4 protein-coding genes are annotated in these 3,355 nt (G+C 39.6%); 1 reads left to right on the top strand and 3 read right to left on the bottom strand.

Features of this window, described 5'->3' with window-relative positions; all coding sequences use genetic code 11:
• Positions 1–204: 204 nt before the first annotated feature.
• The 3 genes from F1E73_RS16650 to F1E73_RS16640 form a co-directional block, all read right to left on the bottom strand.
• On the bottom strand, positions 205–504 hold the full coding sequence (locus F1E73_RS16650; protein WP_150452615.1) for a helix-turn-helix domain-containing protein: 300 nt from the start codon (positions 502–504) through the stop codon (positions 205–207).
• Between the two features lie 155 nt (positions 505–659).
• Positions 660–1,994, bottom strand: coding sequence for a hypothetical protein (locus F1E73_RS16645; RefSeq protein WP_150452614.1), 1,335 nt, complete (start codon positions 1,992–1,994; stop codon positions 660–662).
• 350 nt (positions 1,995–2,344) lie between these two features.
• The gene (locus F1E73_RS16640) at positions 2,345–3,013 is read right to left on the bottom strand and encodes a site-specific integrase (RefSeq protein WP_150452613.1); all 669 of its coding nucleotides are present in this window, start codon (positions 3,011–3,013) and stop codon (positions 2,345–2,347) included.
• Between the two features lie 142 nt (positions 3,014–3,155).
• Between F1E73_RS16640 and F1E73_RS16635 the strand changes: the two genes are divergently transcribed.
• A partial coding sequence (locus F1E73_RS16635; protein ID WP_150452612.1) for a DUF4372 domain-containing protein occupies positions 3,156–3,355 on the top strand: 200 nt, incomplete at its 3' end.

Below are 3,355 nucleotides of genomic sequence, written 5' to 3'. Positions count from 1 at the left end.
CTATTTTAAATCACCTCAAAACACTAATAAAATCAATACTTCAACGATTATCTAACCCTATTTTCAGGGGATGGCTAGTTAGTATAAACTACATAAAGTTCAAAAAACAATTTTTGCTGATTAATTAACATTGGTTTGAACAACCAATGTTTACAGGTCGAAATAAAAGCTGAAGTACTAAAATATTAAGTGTAACATTTAAATTCATCGCTTTGATTTGCGTAAAAAAGCATTCCTTCGTGCTAAATCAAGCAACTCCTTTTTGGAGTAGAAGATGGAGCGGCCGATTTGATAGTAAGGAATGATTTTTTTCTTTTTCCAACTGATCAAAGAGGTTACGGAAATTCCCAAAAACTTGGCGGCCTCTTTTTGGGTCAAGCGATCTTCTTCCAGATTTAGGGATGTTTCTTGTATGTACTCCGTTTTACGAAGTTCTTCCAAGACCATTTTTACGGCCCTTTTTAAATCCTCTTTCGTGTGCGTGTAAAAAAGTACATTTCCCATTTGTGTCGTATTTAATCCAGAGCGTATTGCTCGGTAACTAAATTGGGAATAAATTCAAACAAGCACCCTGCACTTTAAGCATCAGTGCAATTCAATCGGTTTAAAGAAGATAATAAGGGCAGCAGTTTTTACAAGCACGAAAAATAGGAGTGCATTCAATCATCGATTTTGAGTATCGAACGGATGCGCCTTCTGATGTCGTTATCGGGAAATAGGTGGTGTTCATCACTTGGTATGCGTATTAGCGAACTGTAACTGAATCCATCTTTTCCATTCTTTTCATGGATGTCCTCGTCCAATGTCCGGATGATTTGGGTCTTGTTGCTGAGAATATATTTATTGTCCGCCAAATAGAGAAACAGTTTCGCGAAATCCTTGGCGTGTTTTTGGGGAATGAAGTTTAACGGCTTGTACCCAAAGTTGTTTACAAAGCGTTTCGTAAAATCAATTTTCTCATCATATTCAAAAGCGAAATTTCGATATAAAAAACTCTCGATGGCCCTGTCCTGTTCCTCGTTGATCTTTAATTTGAGATGGGCAAAGAACTCGACCAATGCTTTTTTCAGTTTGAGCTGCGACCCGCTTTTTGCAATAATGATCTCATTTTTGGGTTCCTCGACAACATCCGCATCGTTTTTGACGGACACTCTTACGTCTGTTGCTTTAAGACGCTTTAGCCATTTCACAAATTCATAGGATTTGACCAAGGGCGATTTTATGGAGCGAAGTGTATTGATTCCTGTTTCTTTGTCGGTAACGATATGGGTTTTGTTCTTTACATTGGTGGTCAAATCTTGAAAATAACGCTCTCCAATAACCTGCTGTAATTCCTCCAACAAAAATAAGAGCCTTGTCTTTAATAGGCTGAAAAGTTCCTTGTTCTTCAAGGCATCGATAACCAACCGTTTCCATTGCTCAAAGCCGACCAATAAAGGCAACAAGAGCGCAGCCCTATGCATTAGGGCAAATGGTACTTCTTGCTTTCTTTTGTTGAGGAACAGCTTTTTGAGCTTATTTCCCTCTTTTTCCAGTTCATCCCTCAATGATCGTTTTAATGACCCTACTTCCTTCCTAATGCTGATTCTCAAATAATTCAAGGCGTGGCCATAGAAAGGTGCGGAGTTTTGATCTGGAAAATCGTAAACGGGAAAGCCCAACCGCTCCTCAAATGACATCACATTCAACAGGCGTTCATAATTTACTTCTGGTTCAATAAGAATTTGCCTTGCCTTGTAGAAGCACAAAAAGCGATTTACGGATTCCATTTGTTCAGTTTCATCTAACAAACGTTTTATCGTGCCGAAATCCATGTGAAAGAATTTTATACAATCCTCTCCCAATCTATTGGGCAAGTACGGCCCCTCCACGGGTTCATCGAAAACCGGAATCGATTGCGGTTCTGATGGATGATACTTTTCAGGATGCAAAACGGAAAAATCAAATAATATATCAAGACTAGCCAACAGCACATCATCTTTTACATTTTGCAAAAGCCATCCTATTAGATGGTAAAACTGATACGGACTTAGCCGACGTATTTTTCTTCTGGTATATTCTTTAAACTCCTTGGTCTGAAAATCGCTAAAGAAAACAGCTTTATCGGGTCTAGGGCTTCTTCTATGTTCAAGGATTGGGTCAAATTGGGCTTGGTTTGTCTTAGTGCTATTCTTCAGAGGTCACGATAGGGTTCACCTTCAGAACAACAGCAAAAAGAAATGGCTTTACATTAACGCCAATTTGTTGAAAATCTTGTATTTGGAATAGGGATAAGGTCTAAGGCAATGTGGGAAATTGCCTGAACTATAAAGGTTTTAAGAAGTGGATTTAGCAGAAATGCAGGTCAATTATTGGAAACGTTGTTCCAAGCGTTGTCCATCTCCCTTTTCTTTAAATCCTCAGCAATTTTGACATAACGCCTGAAAGTGGCTTCTTGCTTGTGTCCCGTAATATTGCGTACGACCATTTCTTTCATGCCCAACACCAAACTATTGGTGACAAAGGTTTTTCGTGCGGTATGGCTGGTAATCAATTTCCATTTTGGCTCCGTAATATCAATACGCTTTTGCCCGATCCAACGGGTAATTGAAGTGGGGGTGGTGATTTTGGCGAGCCGACAGCATTCCTTAATGTGCTTGTTGAATTTCACATCAGAAATGATGGGCAGAGGCTCGTAAATAGTGTCCTTGTATTTGTCCAGAATTGCTTTTGCGAAATTATTGAGCGGTACTTTATGGGCGACCGTCTTTGTCTTTTTGATGTTTAACATGATATGGTCATTAAAAACATTGGAAGCCCGAAGCTGGCTAATATCTGAATAGCGCAATCCTGTAAAACAGCCAAAGCAATAGACATCCCTTACTTGGGTTAATCTTGTGTTGTGGAAGCTATGGTTGTAAAGCGTCATCAATTCATCCATGGTAAGGTAAATGACCTCGGTTTCTTGTCCAGTGGCCTTAAACTTTTTAAAGGCTAAATTGGAGTGATACCCTCGCTCATGAGACCAATTCATAAAGGTTTTCAATATAGAAATCAGTTTTGCAAAGTAATTGTTAAGCGTATTCTTTTCTTCAAAACACTACCATCCGGAAGTCATGATTTTAAAATAGCCTGAGAATCCCGTATTTTGGTTTTGCGAACTAAAAATACTTTATATGGGACTCTTCAGGCGTACCAAAAATACGAACAAGCCGCTTATCCGCCAAATCATCGACCTCGTTCCCCGCTGGATGCTCTCCCGTTGCACCGACCAGCATAAAACCGATAAGGGATGCAGTAGATATAAGACCTATGACCAATTCGTCGCCCTGACTTTCGGACAGCTGAACAAGTGCCTCACTCTTAGCGACATATC

This window comes from Arenibacter lacus (assembly GCF_008711145.1).
GTDB lineage: Bacteria > Bacteroidota > Bacteroidia > Flavobacteriales > Flavobacteriaceae > Arenibacter > Arenibacter amylolyticus.
The sequence above is the reverse complement of the archived record's forward strand: the minus strand, read 5'-3'. Positions and strand labels throughout refer to the sequence as shown.